General features: G+C 66.0%; 19 protein-coding genes. 7 read left to right on the top strand and 12 right to left on the bottom strand.

Annotation, left to right across the window (positions count from 1 at the left end):
* The first annotated feature begins 269 nt into the window (after positions 1-269).
* The gene (locus BLR57_RS13100; protein WP_089698209.1) at positions 270-1,097 is read left to right on the top strand and encodes a hypothetical protein; all 828 of its coding nucleotides are present in this window, start codon (positions 270-272) and stop codon (positions 1,095-1,097) included.
* A 126-nt stretch (positions 1,098-1,223) separates the two neighbouring features.
* Positions 1,224-2,039 carry a hypothetical protein gene (locus tag BLR57_RS13095; protein WP_089698207.1) on the top strand — a complete coding sequence of 272 codons (816 nt, stop codon included), beginning with the start codon at positions 1,224-1,226 and terminating at the stop codon, positions 2,037-2,039.
* A gap of 14 nt (positions 2,040-2,053) precedes the next feature.
* On the opposite strand, the gene BLR57_RS13090 is transcribed toward BLR57_RS13095, so the two are convergent.
* From BLR57_RS13090 to purD, 3 genes are all read right to left on the bottom strand, one after another.
* Positions 2,054-2,602 carry an acyltransferase gene (locus BLR57_RS13090; protein WP_089698205.1) on the bottom strand — a complete coding sequence of 183 codons (549 nt, stop codon included), beginning with the start codon at positions 2,600-2,602 and terminating at the stop codon, positions 2,054-2,056.
* A 79-nt stretch (positions 2,603-2,681) separates the two neighbouring features.
* Positions 2,682-2,987: a DUF7526 family protein gene (locus BLR57_RS13085; RefSeq protein ID WP_089698203.1), complete on the bottom strand. Its 306-nt coding sequence runs from the start codon at positions 2,985-2,987 to the stop codon at positions 2,682-2,684.
* A 46-nt stretch (positions 2,988-3,033) separates the two neighbouring features.
* The gene (purD, locus tag BLR57_RS13080; protein ID WP_089698201.1) at positions 3,034-4,317 is read right to left on the bottom strand and encodes a phosphoribosylamine--glycine ligase; all 1,284 of its coding nucleotides are present in this window, start codon (positions 4,315-4,317) and stop codon (positions 3,034-3,036) included.
* Between the two features lie 158 nt (positions 4,318-4,475).
* On the opposite strand from purD, the gene BLR57_RS13075 reads away from it, so the two are divergent.
* Both BLR57_RS13075 and BLR57_RS13070 read left to right on the top strand, forming a co-directional pair.
* Positions 4,476-6,602: a thioredoxin domain-containing protein gene (locus tag BLR57_RS13075; RefSeq protein WP_089698198.1), complete on the top strand. Its 2,127-nt coding sequence runs from the start codon at positions 4,476-4,478 to the stop codon at positions 6,600-6,602.
* Between the two features lie 117 nt (positions 6,603-6,719).
* Complete coding sequence (locus tag BLR57_RS13070) at positions 6,720-7,112, top strand: hypothetical protein (RefSeq protein WP_089698196.1); 393 nt, start codon at positions 6,720-6,722, stop codon at positions 7,110-7,112.
* Between the two features lie 36 nt (positions 7,113-7,148).
* Here the strand turns inward: BLR57_RS13070 and BLR57_RS13065 are convergent, their stop codons facing one another.
* Positions 7,149-7,514 (bottom strand): thioredoxin domain-containing protein, encoded by a 366-nt coding sequence (locus BLR57_RS13065; protein ID WP_089698194.1) that lies wholly within the window; start codon positions 7,512-7,514, stop codon positions 7,149-7,151.
* A 127-nt stretch (positions 7,515-7,641) separates the two neighbouring features.
* On the opposite strand from BLR57_RS13065, the gene BLR57_RS13060 reads away from it, so the two are divergent.
* Positions 7,642-8,562: a PLP-dependent cysteine synthase family protein gene (locus BLR57_RS13060; protein ID WP_089698192.1), complete on the top strand. Its 921-nt coding sequence runs from the start codon at positions 7,642-7,644 to the stop codon at positions 8,560-8,562.
* Position 8,563: 1 nt separating this feature from the next.
* On the opposite strand, the gene BLR57_RS13055 is transcribed toward BLR57_RS13060, so the two are convergent.
* The 5 genes from BLR57_RS13055 to cyaB are packed head-to-tail and all read right to left on the bottom strand — an operon-like array spanning position 8,564 to position 12,430.
* Positions 8,564-9,013: a DUF5804 family protein gene (locus tag BLR57_RS13055; protein ID WP_089698190.1), complete on the bottom strand. Its 450-nt coding sequence runs from the start codon at positions 9,011-9,013 to the stop codon at positions 8,564-8,566.
* A gap of 51 nt (positions 9,014-9,064) precedes the next feature.
* Positions 9,065-9,322, bottom strand: coding sequence for a hypothetical protein (locus tag BLR57_RS13050; RefSeq protein ID WP_089698188.1), 258 nt, complete (start codon positions 9,320-9,322; stop codon positions 9,065-9,067).
* Between the two features lie 57 nt (positions 9,323-9,379).
* Positions 9,380-10,558, bottom strand: coding sequence for a tRNA sulfurtransferase (locus tag BLR57_RS13045; protein WP_089698186.1), 1,179 nt, complete (start codon positions 10,556-10,558; stop codon positions 9,380-9,382).
* A gap of 25 nt (positions 10,559-10,583) precedes the next feature.
* On the bottom strand, positions 10,584-11,816 hold the full coding sequence (locus BLR57_RS13040; RefSeq protein WP_089698184.1) for a methionine adenosyltransferase: 1,233 nt from the start codon (positions 11,814-11,816) through the stop codon (positions 10,584-10,586).
* 59 nt (positions 11,817-11,875) lie between these two features.
* On the bottom strand, positions 11,876-12,430 hold the full coding sequence (gene cyaB / locus BLR57_RS13035) for a class IV adenylate cyclase (RefSeq protein WP_089698182.1): 555 nt from the start codon (positions 12,428-12,430) through the stop codon (positions 11,876-11,878).
* A 214-nt stretch (positions 12,431-12,644) separates the two neighbouring features.
* On the opposite strand from cyaB, the gene BLR57_RS13030 reads away from it, so the two are divergent.
* On the top strand, positions 12,645-13,595 hold the full coding sequence (locus tag BLR57_RS13030) for an FKBP-type peptidyl-prolyl cis-trans isomerase (protein ID WP_089698180.1): 951 nt from the start codon (positions 12,645-12,647) through the stop codon (positions 13,593-13,595).
* Between the two features lie 75 nt (positions 13,596-13,670).
* Positions 13,671-13,943 (top strand): DUF8049 family protein, encoded by a 273-nt coding sequence (locus BLR57_RS13025; RefSeq protein ID WP_089698178.1) that lies wholly within the window; start codon positions 13,671-13,673, stop codon positions 13,941-13,943.
* An 8-nt stretch (positions 13,944-13,951) separates the two neighbouring features.
* On the opposite strand, the gene BLR57_RS13020 is transcribed toward BLR57_RS13025, so the two are convergent.
* From BLR57_RS13020 to BLR57_RS13010, 3 genes are all read right to left on the bottom strand, one after another.
* Positions 13,952-14,578: an RAD55 family ATPase gene (locus BLR57_RS13020; protein ID WP_089698176.1), complete on the bottom strand. Its 627-nt coding sequence runs from the start codon at positions 14,576-14,578 to the stop codon at positions 13,952-13,954.
* A 9-nt stretch (positions 14,579-14,587) separates the two neighbouring features.
* Positions 14,588-15,232 carry a MinD/ParA family ATP-binding protein gene (locus BLR57_RS13015; RefSeq protein WP_089698174.1) on the bottom strand — a complete coding sequence of 215 codons (645 nt, stop codon included), beginning with the start codon at positions 15,230-15,232 and terminating at the stop codon, positions 14,588-14,590.
* Between the two features lie 268 nt (positions 15,233-15,500).
* Positions 15,501-15,875 carry a YlbF/YmcA family competence regulator gene (locus BLR57_RS13010; protein ID WP_089698172.1) on the bottom strand — a complete coding sequence of 125 codons (375 nt, stop codon included), beginning with the start codon at positions 15,873-15,875 and terminating at the stop codon, positions 15,501-15,503.
* Between the last annotated feature and the right edge of the window lie 12 nt (positions 15,876-15,887).

Raw genomic sequence — 15,887 nt, 5'->3', positions numbered from 1 at the left:
CACTGTCTTCTACAGACTTCCGTTCGAAGCATTGTTCCTCGTGGACTCGGCGGCACGTGATGCTTCAGTCCCCGTGAGCCTGTCCGTGCGCCCCTCTGCAGTAGGATTGATACTCCAGTAAGACAGTCACAACGTCCAGTCGCTGTCGGTCGGCTTCTTCGGGCACAGTAGACCAACCGGTCTCCAACCGAATTTTATCTCAGGCATATCTTGGTTGGTTCAACCTTCCCACAAAACATTTTTAACAAGTGGATATAATTGGTAATTTGATGTCTAATAACAAAGATATCTCGCGACGGAAGTTGCTCGCTACTTCTAGTGCTCTCGGCGGCGCGTTGGTCGGGATGCCAGCGTCGGCAGCGGCTGCGGGCGGGAAGAAAAAGGAAGACAAGCTGACCGAAGAAGAACTGGAAAAGCTGTTCGTCACTATGGAAGCGGGTCCCCAAGCCTCCAACGATGAGGTCATGACGCAGTCACAGGTGACTGATCTCCCCGAAGACTTCCAGATTCTCATCGGTGAGTACCAAACCGCTTCGGTCCCCGGTGACAAGCCGTACGCTGTCGAAGGCTCCGACGAGTATTTCGCGCGTACCGCGCCTCCGGGATTCGAGCCGGTGTTCCAACAATCCGGAAGCGTTGGAACCGCAGCAGTTGGTGGAGCACTCGAAGACCTGTATCTGCAGGAGGACGTCGGCACTCAGAAGGTCGGTGGAAAGGATCTGACGGTCGGTATCGGTCTCGGTGCCAGGATACACGGTAACTACAGTATCGGCGTCTCAGCGACGCTCTCCGTCGACGTCTACCTCGAATACGGGTCTTTTTCGGGGTCGATTGCCCTCTCCAGTTTCTCGCTCGGCTACGGACTGACGGAAAACGGACTCTGCTTCCCCTTCGGATTCAAGCACTCAGTCCTTCGCGAACTCGACTTCGAAATCTGTGGGAACTTCTCGCTCGCAGACGGACCAGGCGATGCTGTCGAGGTCACTGCAGGACTCACGCTTCGGGCCTGCGCGGACCCGTGCCCCGGATTCACCTGCTCGTACTGCTTACCGTTCACGGCCAATGTGAGCGGGACCGTCATGCCGCCCGAACTCTGAGATACGGTGTCACGGGCGGTGTGGTGTCGTGATTTGACTCGCGTGTGCGGGACGTGGGCTACCGAAGTCACTGACGGTCCAGGTCATCCGCCACGCTTAATATTAGACGATAGACAGTCTGAATCAATGGTCTCCGTAGCGGCCGTCGTAGTGGGTGGCGCGCTCACACTGCTGTGTCTGTACTACGCATATCGGCTGGCGAACACGGCGCGCCTGTCCTACTCGTTGCGGGGCGTCTCTCCCGAGCGTTCGCCCGCCGTCGTCGACGGCCAACGGGTGACAATCGAGGGAGTCGTCACAGTCGACGAGGAGGCACCCGCAAGCGACCGTGCGACCGACGGACTGGCGTCCCCGGTCGGGATGTACGTCTGGCAGGCGGCGTTTCCGCGGAGCGGACAGCGAGTGATCGACTTCGAGAACCGGACGACGAGACAGGCGAGGGCGACCTTCGCCTCCGGTGTCGAATACGGCTCGTTCAGCGTCGCAACCGAGAACGGGGACGTCCGGGTCGACCCGAGTTGGCTCCGAGCGGCGCACGATGCCGACAAACTGTCGGAGGTACAGCCGGTCGGCTTTCTCCCGAGTCGGACGTGGCACGTCTACCTCTGGAACTCCCCGTACGTCGAGTTGAGCGAGCATCCGACCGAGATGTCGCTCGAACGGCTCCGCGCCGTCGTCGACGACGACCCGGAGATCGACCTCGGCGACGACTCCTTCCTGTCGAAGGCCGTCGTTGAGGGCTCGCGACTGACGGTCCACGGCGAGCTGTCGGTCGGTCCCGGGCCGCCGACCATCCAGGGGACCAACGACACGCCGCTCTTCGTCTCCGACGGCGGCATCGACGCAGTTCGCCGCAGTCTTCGGCGTCGGGCACTCACCTACGGCGTCTATCTCGTGGCGGCAGCAGCCGCTACCGTGGTTTCGGTCCTCGCATTCTCCTGATCCACAATTTCGGGCTACTCCCGTCGTTCGCCGTCGCTCTCGCTGCGGTCCTCCGCGTCGCCCATCTCCCGTGCGGGGACCCCTGCGACCGTCGCACCCGGCGGGACGTCCTGCGTCACGAGCGAGTTGGCCGCGACCTGTGCGTCGGCACCGATCTCGACGCCGGGGAGGACGATTGCCCCCGCGCCGATCATGGCGCGTTCGCCGACGACGACCTCGCCCGTGCGGTACTCGTCCTGCAGGAACTCGTGGCAGAGTAGCGTGGCATCGTAGCCGACGATGGCGTCGTCTTCGAGCGTGATGAGGTTCGGCCAGAAGACGTCCGGGGTGGCTTCCAGCCCCCACGAGACGCCCGTGCCGACGGTGACGCCGATGAGACCCAAGAGGAAGTTCTTCAGGCGGAGACTCGGCGAGATTCGGATGAGCCAGACGAACAGATAGTTGCGGGCGACGATGACCGGCGAGCGGGCGCTCGGCCACGACTGCAGAGAGTTGCGCGGGCCGGGCGTCGGATGGCTCGTCACCCGGTCGTGTCGGGAGGTCGCGTCGGTGTCGTCAGTCACGACTGGGGGTTGGGCGGCGGGGACTAAAACTCCCGACGACGGCGGTCCGACTCCGCTCCAGCGGTAACGGGACCGGCACTCACTCGGACGCGTCCGACTCCGACGCCTGCGCGACGTAGACGCCTTCCATCTCCGTCGGCTCGACCGTCAGCGTCACCTCGTCGTCCTCGGCGACGGGCTGGTCGGTCACGACTGTCACGACCTCGATGGGTTTGCGACGGACGAACGCGACGATGAGATCCAGTATCGAGGGATGGCCTCCCTCGCGGACGACGACGACGTAGCGGGACTCGGCGAGCGTTCGGAGATCCGGTTCCAAGTCGTGGCTCCCCACCTCCTCCGGCGGGATGACGTGGAGGACGTCACCCTGCACTGTCTCGGTCATGGTGTCGAGAGGGGAGAGCGACGGAAGAACGACGCGTTATCGAACGCTACTTGCGCAGTTCGTTCATGTGGTCGACGCGCTGCTGGACCAGGTCTGCCTTCCCGATGTCGTGGCGGATGTGGAAGCCCTCACCCGCCGCGGCGAGCGCGCTCTCTGCTTGCTCTTCGGCCGCGCTGATGCTGTCGGCGACGCCGACGACCGCGAAGGAGCGCGACGTGGTCGTGTAGAGGCCGTCCTCGCGGGCGTCGACGCTGGCGTAGAACAGGAGTGCGTCGCCCGCGGCGTCCTCGTCGACTTCGATCTCCGCGCCCGCTTTGGGGTCCGTCGGATAGCCCTCGGGGACGGCGTACTTACAGACCGTCGCCTTCCCGGCGAATTCGAGTTCGGGCAGCGACTCGCCCTCGCGGGCGGCGACGAGCACGTCGAGGAACGGCGTCTCGAGGACGGGCAGCGTGTTCATCGCCTCCGGGTCGCCGAAGCGGGCGTTGAACTCGATAACCTTCGGTCCCTCGCTCGTGAGCATGAACTGACCGTAGAGGATACCCTTGTAGCCGTCGAGTGCCTCGACGACCGATTCGATGACCTCGACGGCGTCGTCGTAGTCGCCCTCGCTCATGAACGGCAGTTCGAACGTCGTGTCGGTGTAGCTGCCCATGCCGCCGGTGTTCGGTCCCTCGTCGCCCTCGTAGGCGCGCTTGTGGTCCTGGACGGCCGGAGTCGTTACGAGTTCGCCGTTGGCGACGAAGGCCTGGACGGTGAACTCCTCGCCGACCAGTCGCTCTTCGAGGACGATGCGGTCGTACTCCTCCTCGCGGAGATAGGCCTTCGCGCCCTCCTTGTCCACCTGGTCGCCGATGACCTTCACGCCCTTCCCGCCCGTGAGCCCGGCGGGCTTGACTGCGAGGTCGCCGTCGTAGGCGTCGATGTAGTCGCAGGCGGCCTCGGTGTCGTCGAAGGTCGCGAAGTCCGGGTTGCCGGGGACGTCGTGCTCGTCCATGAACCGTCGCTGGAACGCCTTGTCCGTCTCGATGCGGGCCTCCTCGGCGTGCGGGCCGAAGGTGTAGACGCCCGCCTCGTCGAGGGCGTCGGCGACACCGGCGGCGAGACCCGACTCGGGACCGACGATTGCGAGCGTCGCACCCACGTCCTCGGCGTAGGCGACGATCTCGTCACTGGCCGTCTCGTCGACGGTCTCGAAGCCGTCGGCGAGGGCGTCGATGCCGGGGTTCCGGTTGCTGGCGCAGGCGTAGAGGTCGCAGTCGTCCGCGAGCGCACGGGCGATGGCGTGCTCGCGACCGCCGCCACCGACGAGGAGTACGGTCTCTGTCATACTCGGAGGTGGGTGCGCACATCGGTGTAAAGGTTACTCTTGGAGCAGGAGAGAGTATACACGAACGCGCCTATGTTTGTGTGTTTCACGACAGCATGGGGCGTGCCCAGTTCTCCGCAGGCCTACAGGCTTTAACGCCTGGTGCTCTTACCACCGGTATGAGCAATCCTACGGGTCGCAACCGTCTCGACGAGGAGCAGAGCCCGTATCTCCGGCAGCACGCAGACAACCCTGTCGACTGGCAGCCGTGGGACGACGCCGCACTCGAAGCGGCACGGGAGCGTGACGTGCCGATCTTCCTCTCTATCGGCTACTCGGCGTGTCACTGGTGTCACGTCATGGCCGACGAGAGCTTCGAGGACGAGGCCGTCGCCGAACTCCTCAACGAGAACTTCGTCCCGGTCAAGGTCGACCGCGAGGAACGCCCCGACCTCGACCGCGTCTACCAGACCATCTGCCAGCTCGTCTCCGGCCGCGGCGGCTGGCCCCTCTCCGTCTGGCTGACGCCCGAGGGCAAGCCCTTCTACGTCGGCACGTACTTCCCGCCCGAACCGCAACAGGGCGCGCCGGGCTTCCAACAGCTCCTGACCGATATCACCAACTCGTGGAACGACCCCGAGCAGCGGTCGGAGATGGAGAACCGCGCCGACCAGTGGACCAACGCACTGACCAACGAGCTGGAGGAGACGCCGGAACCGGCGACCGAGGCACCCGACATCGACGTGCTCGGGACGGCCGCACAGGCGGCACTCCGCGGCGCGGACCGCGAGTTCGGCGGCTTCGGCGGCGACGGGCCGAAGTTCCCCCAGCCGGGTCGCGTCGAGATGCTGCTCCGCACGTACGACCACTCCGGCCGCGGCGAGGCACTGAACGTCGCCACCGAGACGCTCGACGCGATGGCCGACGGCGGGCTGTACGACCACGTCGGCGGCGGCTTCCACCGCTATACGGTCGACCGGAAGTGGACCGTCCCGCACTTCGAGAAGATGCTGTACGACAACGCCGAGTTGCCGAAGGTCTTCCTCTCGGCCTACCAGCTGACCGGCGAGTCGCGGTACGCCCAGGTCGCCCAGGAGACGTTCGCGTTCGTCGAGCGCGAACTCACGCATCCCGACGGGGGCTTCTACAGCACGCTCGACGCCCAGAGCGAGTCCCCCGGGGGCGACGGCGAGCGCGAGGAGGGGGCGTTCTACGTCTGGACGCCCGACCAGGTTCGCGAGGTGTTGTGTGAGCCGGACGCCGGGCTCGTCTGTGACCGCTACGGCATCAAGGCGGGCGGCAACTTCGAGCACGGAACGACGGTTCTCAACGTCGCCACCTCGGTCGACAACCTCGCCGACACGTACGACTTCGACACCGAGGAGGTCCACCAGCGGCTGATGGACGCCCGCGTCGAACTGTTCGAAGTCCGCGAGGGTCGGCCGCATCCGCCCCGCGACGAGAAGGTCCTCGCCGGGTGGAACGGTCTCATGATTTCGGCGTTCGCCCGCGGAGCACGCGTCCTCGACCCCGCACTCACCGCACAGGCCGAAGCAGCCCTCTCGTTCGTCCGCGAGCAGCTGTGGGACGCCGACGCTGGCCGACTGGCTCGCCGGTACAAAGACGGGGACGTGAAGGGCGACGGCTACCTCGAAGACTACGCCTTCCTCGCTCGCGGCGCGTTCGACTGTTATCAGGCGACCGGTGACGTGGACCAGCTCGCGTTCGCGCTCGACCTCGCCCGCGTCATCGAAGAGGAGTTCTGGGATGAAGACCGGGGAACGCTCTACTTCACCCCGCAGAGCGGCGAGACGCTCGTCACGCGGCCGCAGGAACTGCACGACTCGTCGACGCCGTCGAGCATCGGCGTCGCGACCGACCTGCTGCTCGACCTCGACCACTTCGCTCCCGACGCGGGCTTCGGCGACGTCGCCGACACGGTGCTCAAGACACACGCCGACCGCATCCGTGGCAGCCCGCTCGAACACGTCTCGCTCGCGCTCGCCGCCGAGAAGCACGCTCGCGGCACCGTCGAACTGACGCTCGCCGCCGACGAATTGCCCGAGGAGTGGTGGGACGTGCTCGCCAGCCGGTTCCTGCCCGGCGCGGTCGTCTCCCAACGCCCGCCCACGGACGACGACCTCGACGAGTGGCTCGACATCCTCGACCTCGACGACGTACCGCCCATCTGGGCCGGTCGCGAGAGTCAGGACGGCGACCCGACCGTCTACGCCTGCGAGGCCTTCACCTGCTCGCCCCCCGAGACCGACATCCGGCAGGCGCTCGACTGGCTCGAACAGGATTGACGTCGCCGTCGACGTACCGAGTCCCCGGTGCGTTCCGGCCGCTTCGATACGCCCTCGACTTCCGTTCCGAATCTGTCGCCACAACGACTATTGCGCGCTGGCGAGAGCGAACCAACCGTGTCCCCCTTCGACTGGCTCTTCCCCACCTGGTCGGACCCCCTCGCCATCGCGGTCTTCGTCGGTCTCCGGGTCCTCGCGAACAGTTCGTTGACTCTCCTCGTCGCCCGCGTCGCCGGTTCCGCCGCGGTCGCGACGAAGATACTCGCCGGAGGAACGGCTCTCTCGGCGGTCGTGACGGTCTCCGTCCTCCGGCCGGGCGGTCTCGGACTCACCGCCTCCTACGTCGAACTCCTCGTGCAGGTCGGCCTGCTCGTCATCGCTGGCTACGCCGTCTACTCGCGGCCGACCGACCGCCGCACGGGTCTCGCGACGGCTCTCGTGCTCGTGGTCGCCGCACTCCTCACGCTGGCGACGGTTCCGCTCTACGGCGAGGCACTGGTCGCGCCGTGAAAAGATGATTCGTCTGCGAGAACTGCGAGACCCGAATTACTCCAGCTGTTCGGCGAGATAGACCGAGATGGGGAGGTCCTCTTCCTCGACGAAGCGGGCGACTTCTTCTCCGTCTAACTCGACGACGACCGTCGGGATGAGTTCGATGTCGTACTCTTCGACGCCGGGACCGGTCTTCGAGCCGTCGTCTTCCTTCTCTACGGGGAAGTGCTCGATGCGCGTCTCGGGGACGCCAGCGGCGTCGAGCGCGGCCGCGAAGTCGGGCAGCTGTGCGCGGCAGTCCTTACACCAGTCGCCGCCCCAGACCTTGAACACGTACTCCTTCTCACCGAGCGTTGCGACGGCGTCCTCGTAGGCGACGGGGTCCCACGTCTGGTTCGGCTGCATCGTTTCGAGCGTCATTGCCCTCCCTTCGTGACGCCCGCTGAAAAACCGAGCGTTGGCGGCGACGTTTCTCCGCTTCGTGTCCACACACCAAACTTCGTCGGGGTCGCTACGGCTTTCAGTCTCGACCGAATAGCGAGAGGCAATGGACGAGAGCATCCTCGACGCCATCGGGTCTCCGCTGGTACAGGTGGACGCACCGGAGGGCGCGACGGTCGCCGCGAAGATCGAGTCGAAGAACCCCGGCGGGTCCGCGAAGGACCGCCCGGCGATGTGGATGGTCGAGACGGCCGAACGCGACGGGACACTCCAGCCGGGCGACACCATCGTCGAACCGACGAGCGGCAACACGGGCATCGGGATCTCGGTCGTCGGCGCGGCGAAGGGTTACGACGTGAAAATCGTCATGCCCGCCTCGAAGTCACCCGAGCGTCGGGAGATCATGAAGGCCTACGGCGCGGAACTGGTGCTCGTCGAGGGCGACATCTCCGACGCGAAAGACCGCGCCGACGAGATCGAGGAAGGAGAGGGCGCGGTCCAGCTCCGGCAGTTCGAAAACCCCGCCAACCCGGAGGCACACTACCGGACGACGGGCGAAGAGATCGTCGAGCAGGTCGGCGACCGCACGGTCGACGCGCTCGTCGCGGGCGTCGGTACCGGCGGCACCATCTCGGGCATCGGCCGTCGGCTGCGCGAGGAGTTCCCGGAGCTCGAAATCGTCGCCGTCGAACCCGAGGACAGCGCGGTCCTCTCCGGCCGAGAGCCGGAGGGCGACAGCTTCCAGGGGATGGGTCCGGGCTTCGTCAGCCCGAACCTCGAGCGCGACCTGCTCGACGACGTGATAACCGTCTCCATCGACGAGGCCGAAGAAGAGTGTCGTCGCCTCGCCCGCGAGGAGGGTATCCTCGTCGGCCAGTCCAGCGGCGCGTCGAACCTCGCGGCCAAGCAGGTCGCCGGGCGGCTGGTCGAGGACGGCGTCGGCTCGGAGAGAGCGGAAGAACCGCTCGTCGTCACGGTCTACTGGGACTCCGGCGAGCGGTATATGTCGACCGGGCTGTTCGACTAAGCTATCGAAACTCTTCTTCGGTCACGCGGACGACGACGGTGTCGTCGACGTCGCGGAGGTCGTAGTCGGGAATCTCGCCGTCGACGCGCGTGAGGAACATCGGCTCGACGAGTTCGTCGTCGACGACGCCGTAGACCTTGAGCAGAGTGCCGGTCTCTGCGGCGTCGACCTCGCCTTCCCGAATCGCCGTCGCGAGTGTCCGCGAGAGCCACTCGTCGCCGTCGATGCTCGGCTCGCGGACGAGCGCGGTGTCGACGTAGCGGACGAGATACCAGTTGAGGTCGTTGAGCAGCGAGACCGCCGCGCCGACGCTCACGGTGTCGAGTGCCAGCGAGTTGGCGAAGGGTTCCGAGAGGTCGTAGGTCGAGAGTGCCGCACGGGCAGTCTCTCTGGAGAGCAGTTCGTATTTGAGGTCGACGTCAGCCGCGCCGACGAGACAGACCCGCGTCACGCACTGAGTGTCGGCAGGCCGTGCTAAAGGGGTTGCGGGTCGGGGGTCAGCTTAGCGGCCGAGCCAGTCGTCGGCACAGTCGGCGTCGCAGAAGGTGAGCTGTTGGTGTTCCGACCGGAGCCGCCGACCCATCAGGTCGACGTCTCGGGCGACGTCGACGCGGTGGTGCGGCTCTCTGAGGACGACCGGCGTGCCACACTGGCTGCACGGCTCGGTCTCGTCTCCGCTGAGCGAACGCTTTGCGACCTGTTGGACGGTCCAGTCGGGTCCCAGATGACGGACCCGCTTCCCGCGACTCGATTTCGACATGGTGACAACAGTTAACACACTAGTCTAAATAGTTTTGGGGCAGACAGTCCGTCTTCGCTATCTGTCCGGCGCGACGACCTCGACGGTTCGCCCGACAGCGTCGGCACGCGCCAGTAGGTCTGCCGGCTCGGCGGCCGCGACCTCCTCGGGCGTCGCGTTCGTCTCGGGATGGGAGGGGGCGACCTGCTCGCAGCCGACGGTGATCGTCGAGTCGTCGAACGTTCCGATCTCCCGCGCCTGGTCGACGATGTCGGTCTTGTCCCGCGTGAGCAGCGGCCGGTGGACCGGCAGATCGACGGCGACGTCGGTCGCCGCGAGGTTGCCTCCCGTCTGACTCGACTTCTGTCCGAGCGACTCGCCTGTGACGACCGAGTGCGCGCCGACCTCGCGGGCGACGGCTTCGCCGATGCGGAGCATGACGCGCCGCAGGGAGAGCATCCGCGTCGCACCGACCTCGCTCATCAGCGTCTCGACGATGTCGCCCGCGGGCGCGATGCGCAACGAGAGGTCGCGCTCCGGCGCGTAGCGAGCGAGTTCGCCGACCGTCGACAGTGCCCGCGCCTGGTGGTCGACGCCGCCGTACTCGCCGAGGTCGACGTAGACGGGAATAATCGAACAGCCGCGTTTCATCATCTCCCAGGCAGCGACCGGCGAGTCGAGTCCGCCGCTGAGAAGGACGACCGCGGTCCCCTGCGTCCCGAGCGGAAGCCCGCCCGGTCCCGAGCGTTTCTCCGTGAAGACGAACGCCTCCTCGGCGCGGCACTCGACGTAGTAGGTCCGGTCGGGGTCGTCGAGGTCCACCCCTGCTCCCGTCTCGGCTTCGACGACGCTTCCGCCCTCGCGTTCGAGGTCGCGGCTGGTGAACGGATGTTCGTCCTCGGTTCCGGCGCGCTTCGCCCGCACGGCGAACGTCGCGCCGTCGGGGTGGTCGGCCGCGGCGTCGCGGAGCGCGTCGTAGATGGTCTCGGCCGTCGGCGCGACGCTCCGGGCCGGACTGGCCGAGACGACGCCGAAGGTGTCGCAAGCGGCGTCGCAGGCGGCGTCGGTCTTGTCGGGGCTGTCGGTACGGACGAGCAGCCGCGACCACTCGTGGTCGACCGTCGCGTCGACGCCGCGTGAGGCGAGCATCGATTCGAGGTTGTCGCGGAGCAGCCGCTCCATGTCGATGCGGACCTTCGAACTCTTGGTCCCGATCTCGCCGTAGCGGACGAGCACGGTGCCCCGGCCGTGTTCCATACCGGAGAGAAGTCGGTTGGGGTACTTAGAACGTCGAGATGTCGCCCTCGATGACCTGTCGGGTCACGTCGGTGACGTTCGCGAGTTTCTCGTCGACGACTTCGCGGATTTCGGCTTCGACGTCCGAGACGGCGACGCCCTCCTCGGTGATGACCTGCGCGTCGGCGACGTGCGGCTCGTCGATGGGGCGGCCGATCTGACTCAAGAGCCGGACCTGGAGGTCGCGGATGCCGTCGACCTCGCTGACGACGGTCTCGGCGATGTCGGTCGAGAGGAGGTTGTAGATCTTCCCGATGTGGTTGACGGGGTTCTTGCCCGACGTCGCTTCCATGCTCATCGGCCGGTTCGGCGTGATGAGGCCGTTGGCACGGTTGCCGCGGCCGACGGAGCCGTCGTCACCCTGCTCGGCGGACGTGCCGGTGTGGGTCAGATAGTAGGACTCGTTTTCGAGGTCGTCGGCGGTGTTGACCTCGACGGTGACCTTGCGGTCGGTGTAGGTCTGTGCGAGGTCGGTGACGAACTCGCGGACGGCCTCGACCGTCTCTGCGTACTCCTCGATGCCGGAGAGATGCTGGTCGACCATCGCGGCGGCGACGGTGATGTCGATCTCGTCGCCCTCGCGCTTGCCCATGATCTTCACGTCCTGGCCGAGTGCGGGGTGGGACTCGTGGAAGGTCGTGTTCAGTTCGCGTTCGGCGTTGTAGACGATCTGCTCGGTCTCGGTGAGAGGGGCGTGGCCGACGCCGAAACTCGTGTCGTTGGCCATCGGAATTTGGGTGCCTTCCTCGCCGAAGACGGTCTGGAGGTCGCCGCTGCCCTCGCCGAGTTTGACGTCGATGATGACGTCCGTCTCGAGGTCGAGCGCGGGGAAGTGCTCGCCGAGATACTCGCGGGCGGCCTTGAGCGCGATGGAGTCGACGGGGATGTTCGTGCCCTGGTACTCCTTCGTCGCGCGGCCGACGACGAGGATGTAGATGGGTTCGATGACCTCGCCGCCCTTCTCGGCTCCGGGCTGGCCCGTTTCGGCCCACTCCTGGTACGCTGTCCCGGCGACGAGCTGCGTCTCGTCGGTGTTGTAGTGGAGGACTTTGCCGACGCGGTCGAGATAGGCCTGTGCGATAGCCTTCGAGACGTGTTCGGCGATGCCGTCACAGATGGAGTCCGGATGGCCGATACCCTTTCGCTCGACGATTTCGACCTCTTGGTCTTCGACGGCGCGGCGGTCGAGTTCCGCGACTTGGATGTTCCGCTCGGTCATTACTCGCGCTTGGTGAGGGGAGGTGCTATAACTTGCGGAAACACCTGACGCCCGAGTAATTACTGTGGGGCATTCTCGGCCAGCAACAGGCCGAGATAGGAGGTCCTGATTTGCTCGTCGGGATCCAGCCCGAGGTCGCGGAGGACGGCGAAGGCACCCTCGCGCGCCTCGTCCAGTTCACTCTCCTCGACCTCGCGTTCGACTTCGGCGAACTCGCCGAGTCCCGAGACGTGGTCGAGAGTCACGGTGTAGCCGTCAACAGCGTAGAAGTCGCGCTCTTTCTCGACGACGGCGGCAGGTTCGAAGCCCAGCCCGTCGAAGACGCCGCCCATCGCCTCGTCGTCGGCGACGCCCGTCTCGAACTCCTGTCGCGTCTTCGACTCGCTGTCGACGAGCGGTCCCTTGTAGGTGACCTTGGTCGTCGTCTCGCCCGTCTCGGTGTCGGTCTCCCGTCGCAGCCGCAGGGCCTCGTCCGTCTCGGCGAAATCCCGGTGCGGCGCGTCGTAGTAGGTGTCGACCTGTTCGACGCTGGCGACGTGGTCGGCGTCCAACTCCCTCAGCCGCGCCCGGACGTCGTCGTGGTCCGCACGGAGCTTCACTTCGACCTCGTACATATCTCGGCGGAGGCGACGCCGCGGGAAAAACGTGGCCTTCGGTCCGCTACGGCCGGTCGCTCCGACTGTCGGCGTCGGCGTCGCTGCTGCCGGCCACCCATCAGTTTTCCGCGTCGTCGCCGCCGCTCACCCCGCTGTTTCCGCGCCAGCGACGCCACCCGTACGGGCGGTCCGAAACGTGATTCTTAAGGGTAGCACGAGAGACATAGCAACTATGAGTGACGAACAGCAGGCGGAGACGGCCGACGCGCCGGACGCCGAGGAAGAGGTCGAAGCAACAGAATCGGGTATCCAGGACGGCGACTTCGTCAAGCTGGACTACACGGTCCGTACGAAAGACGACGAAACCGTCGTCGACACGACGAAGAAGGACGTCGCCGAGGAAGCCGGAATCGACGACGACGACTACGAGTTCGCCCCGCGCGTCATCGTCGTCGGTGCAGGACACGTCTTCCCGGGCGTCGACGAGGACCTGATCGGCAAGGACGTCGGCGACTCCGGTACCGTCGACATCCCCGCCGAGGAAGCCTTCGGCGAGTTCGACTCGGACGACGTGAAGACGGTCGCCGCCGACAAGATCGCGGAAGACGACCGCTACCCCGGTGCCCAGGTCCAGATCGACGGCGAGCAGGGTCGACTGGAGACCATCATCGGCGGCCGCGCACGCGTCGACTTCAACCACCCGCTCGCGGGTGAGGACCTCGAATACGACTACGAGATCGTCGAGATCGTCGACGACCGCGAGGAGCAGGCCCAGGGTCTGCTCGGGATGTACCTCCAGCAGTCGCCGGAGGTCTGGATCGACACGGACGAGGTCGAAGAGGAGCAGCTCGTCGAATCCGACGACGAGGACGGAGAGGACGAGATCGAGACCGTCATCGTCGAGAAGGAGACGCTCTACATCGAGGCCACGCCGCAGATGACGATGAACCAGCAGTGGATGTTCTCCAAGCAGCAGATCGCGCAGGACGTCATCCAGCGGCTGGGTGTCGACCGCGTCATCGTTCAGGAGACCATCGACGGCTCCGGCGGCATGATGGGCGGCATGGGCGGTATGATGGGCGGCGCCGGCGGTGCTGGCGCAGGCGACATCGAGGACGCCCTCGACGACGTCGACATCGACGCCGACGAGATCGTCGACGAACTCGACGAGACCGAAGAGTAACTCGGTCCCTTCGACGCGCTCGACGCGCGACTCCCAATCACTGTTTTCTTTAGCGTCACCCGAGCAGCCGTAGATATGGATACCGACACGGACACCGAACTCGCGATTCCCGACGACCTCTGGGTCGCGCTCGTCGCCGCCGCCTGCACCATCGGTCTCTCGCTCGTCCTCCGGTTCGGTCTGGGACAGTCGACGAGTGTCGTCGTCCGACTCGTCCCCATCGCTCCGTACTTCGTCTACCTCTTCGTGAAGAAGAGCGTCGAGGGCAGCCCGCTGGCGGCGGTGCGGACGTGGGCCGCGCTCATCGTCGTGACAACGCTCGCGGTGCTCGGCTACGTCGCGCTCTAAAACCCAAATCAGGCGATGTCGCGGCTGGTGTCGACGGTGACCTGCTCGCCGAGTTTGAGCTTGATGGTCTCGTCCATCGCAGCCCCGCCACGGAACTTCGGGACGGCGAGGCGGTTGATGATCTCTTGGCCCTGAATGTCCGTCTGCAGGTCGAACACGACGTCGGCCATGTGGCGGGTGACATCGCGGTTCTCGGGCGGGTGGTGGCCCTTCATCGCGTGTAAGACGGCGAGCCCGCCGGTGTTGACCATCTGTGTCTGGAGTTCGTTGAGGAAGCTTCTGTACCGTGCCGGCTCGGACCGTTCGAGCACGTCCGCCACGTCGACGATGAGGTTCGCGCTGTCGGGGAGCGCGCCCACGAGTCGGTTGGCGTGGTCCAACGGGGCGTCGCTGCCGATGTCGCGGATCGTCGGACTGCCGACGCGGGTGTTCGCGCGGTCGAACGCGTCCGACACGGCTGCCTGCGAGCGAACCGTCGTCATGTAGAGCGTCCCTCTGGTCGCCGTGAACTCGTAGAGGAACAGTTCCGACTGGCTCGCGGGAGGGGCTTCGAGGAGGACGATACTGCCGGGCGGGATACCGCCACCGAGCCGTCGGTCGAGTACCGTGATCCCGGTCGGCAGGCGGTTAGCCATACGTCCGTGCTAAACGGTGGCGCGTATTAGGTCTTCCTCCACAGGAAGTGCGGACGCAAGCCGCGCGTACGCCGAGCGCACGACAGCTGTCTGCAGAACCGGCGGCCGAACCGACGGCACCGCCGCGAGGATTCGACAGCCCAACAGGTCGCTCACGCCGTCCGGTTTCAGCCGGGTCCGCGTCAGAACCGCGCCGACGACGGGCGTCCCCAACTCACGGGACATCGCGGCCGTCTTCGCCGTGTCGCGCAACGCGGCCGCACACAGCGGCGAGACGAGGAGCACGCCGTCGGCCGCCCGGAGCGGCGCGACCGCGTCGGGGCTGGCTCCCGCGGGGCAGTCGACGAGCGTCGTCCTCTCGGCACTCGCCGCCCGCGACAACAGCGGTTCGATGTCGCTCACGTCCTCGTCACTTCGCGGCGCGGGTATCACCGTCACTCCCGGCTCGTCGGGGTGGTCGTGTGCGACGCTCTCGGGGTCGGCGTCAGCGACGGCGGCGAGCGTGGGCGTCCGGTCGACCCCGGCCAGCCCGTGGAGGTTCGGCATATCGCAGTCGGCGTCGACGACGAGCGTCGGGCCGTCGAGTGCCGCCGCTAGCCCGAGTGTCGTCGTCGTCTTCCCACTGCCACCCTTGCCTCCGGCGATTGCGAGCATACCGTCGGTGGCCCCGTTCTCGTATTTGAGGGTTCGGCTGGTGGTCGCCGTAGTGGCGGTACAGTCGCTGTGGGGTCGCGGTGCGGTCGCTGTGGGGTCGCTGTGCAGTTGTCGTGCAGTTGTCGTGCAGTTGCTGTGCGGTCAAGCACACTGTACCGCGAGCGAGGCTCGAAGAGCCGAGTCTCGCGGCCTTTTTGCTCGAGCTTTTTACCGGGGGTTGAGCGAGCGCCGAAGGCGCTCGCGAACCCCCCGGAGAAAAAGGTCGTATTTAATCCTGACAGCAGCCGCCAGCTTCGCCGCCGAAGTCGACGGAGAGCGGCTCCGAGATGGCCATGTTGATGGCTTCGAGCCGGCCTTCGAGTTCGGACTTGGCTTCGAGATACTCCGACATCACGGGCAGTCGGTGGAGCTGCTCCTGTGCGCGCTGGACCTCTCGCATACTGTCCTGGCTGGCCTGCCCGGTCTGGCGGGCCATCATGAACTCCTGGCGGAGCTGTTCGAACTCCTCGATCTTCTCCTGGGCTTCGTCGTCGTCTTCGACGGCCTGTCGGGCTTCCTCGAACCGCTCGTATTCGGGGGACTCCGCGATGGCGTTTCCGAGTTCGCGGCCCATCGACTCCAGCGAGGTTGTCTCGACGCTCATAGCCACGCTTAG

It is taken from the genome of Halogranum gelatinilyticum (assembly GCF_900103715.1).
GTDB classification, from domain to species: domain Archaea; phylum Halobacteriota; class Halobacteria; order Halobacteriales; family Haloferacaceae; genus Halogranum; species Halogranum gelatinilyticum.
Note: the sequence above shows the minus strand (reverse complement) of the source record. Positions and strands in the feature narration are given on the sequence as shown.

What these genes read in the sequence shown, in the direction of transcription:
- BLR57_RS13100 (WP_089698209.1), top strand. Translation starts at nt 270, where the DNA reads ATGTCTAATAACAAAGATATCTCGCGACGGAAGTTGCTCGCTACTTCT.
- BLR57_RS13095 (WP_089698207.1), top strand. Translation starts at nt 1,224, where the DNA reads ATGGTCTCCGTAGCGGCCGTCGTAGTGGGTGGCGCGCTCACACTGCTG.
- BLR57_RS13085 (WP_089698203.1), bottom strand. Translation starts at nt 2,987, where the DNA reads ATGACCGAGACAGTGCAGGGTGACGTCCTCCACGTCATCCCGCCGGAG.
- purD (WP_089698201.1), bottom strand. Translation starts at nt 4,317, where the DNA reads ATGACAGAGACCGTACTCCTCGTCGGTGGCGGCGGTCGCGAGCACGCC.
- BLR57_RS13075 (WP_089698198.1), top strand. Translation starts at nt 4,476, where the DNA reads ATGAGCAATCCTACGGGTCGCAACCGTCTCGACGAGGAGCAGAGCCCG.
- BLR57_RS13065 (WP_089698194.1), bottom strand. Translation starts at nt 7,514, where the DNA reads ATGACGCTCGAAACGATGCAGCCGAACCAGACGTGGGACCCCGTCGCC.
- BLR57_RS13060 (WP_089698192.1), top strand. Translation starts at nt 7,642, where the DNA reads ATGGACGAGAGCATCCTCGACGCCATCGGGTCTCCGCTGGTACAGGTG.
- BLR57_RS13050 (WP_089698188.1), bottom strand. Translation starts at nt 9,322, where the DNA reads ATGTCGAAATCGAGTCGCGGGAAGCGGGTCCGTCATCTGGGACCCGAC.
- BLR57_RS13045 (WP_089698186.1), bottom strand. Translation starts at nt 10,558, where the DNA reads ATGGAACACGGCCGGGGCACCGTGCTCGTCCGCTACGGCGAGATCGGG.
- BLR57_RS13040 (WP_089698184.1), bottom strand. Translation starts at nt 11,816, where the DNA reads ATGACCGAGCGGAACATCCAAGTCGCGGAACTCGACCGCCGCGCCGTC.
- cyaB (WP_089698182.1), bottom strand. Translation starts at nt 12,430, where the DNA reads ATGTACGAGGTCGAAGTGAAGCTCCGTGCGGACCACGACGACGTCCGG.
- BLR57_RS13030 (WP_089698180.1), top strand. Translation starts at nt 12,645, where the DNA reads ATGAGTGACGAACAGCAGGCGGAGACGGCCGACGCGCCGGACGCCGAG.
- BLR57_RS13025 (WP_089698178.1), top strand. Translation starts at nt 13,671, where the DNA reads ATGGATACCGACACGGACACCGAACTCGCGATTCCCGACGACCTCTGG.
- BLR57_RS13020 (WP_089698176.1), bottom strand. Translation starts at nt 14,578, where the DNA reads ATGGCTAACCGCCTGCCGACCGGGATCACGGTACTCGACCGACGGCTC.
- BLR57_RS13015 (WP_089698174.1), bottom strand. Translation starts at nt 15,232, where the DNA reads ATGCTCGCAATCGCCGGAGGCAAGGGTGGCAGTGGGAAGACGACGACG.
- BLR57_RS13010 (WP_089698172.1), bottom strand. Translation starts at nt 15,875, where the DNA reads ATGAGCGTCGAGACAACCTCGCTGGAGTCGATGGGCCGCGAACTCGGA.